The organism is Mesorhizobium sp. M7A.F.Ca.MR.362.00.0.0, assembly GCF_004023175.1.
GTDB lineage: Bacteria > Pseudomonadota > Alphaproteobacteria > Rhizobiales > Rhizobiaceae > Mesorhizobium.
Genome location: NZ_RZTF01001001.1, coordinates 1 through 288 on the forward strand (window position 1 = coordinate 1; position 288 = coordinate 288).

Below are 288 nucleotides of genomic sequence, written 5' to 3' on the forward strand. Positions count from 1 at the left end.
GCGACCGGCATTGCCGGCATGAGCGATCTGCAGAAGGTCGGCCGAGTTGCCGCCAAGGCGATGGTTTATTTCCTTACCTTCTCGACGCTTGCACTCGTTGTCGGACTGATTGTCGCGAATATCGTTCAACCTGGCGCCGGCCTCAACATCGATCCGGCCTCGCTCGATGTCCAAGCCGTTAAGGGCTATGTGGCCACGGCTCACGAGCAGTCCGTGACCAGCTTCCTGATGAACATCATCCCGTCAACGATTGCCAGTGCCTTCGCGGAAGGCGACATCCTGCAAGTC

At 58.7% G+C, this 288-nt stretch carries 1 protein-coding gene; it reads left to right on the plus strand.

Annotated elements, in window-relative coordinates; translation table 11 throughout:
- Nucleotides 1-288, plus strand: a 288-nt coding sequence (locus EOC06_RS38865; RefSeq protein WP_128310193.1) for a cation:dicarboxylase symporter family transporter, incomplete at both ends; no start/stop codon positions are given.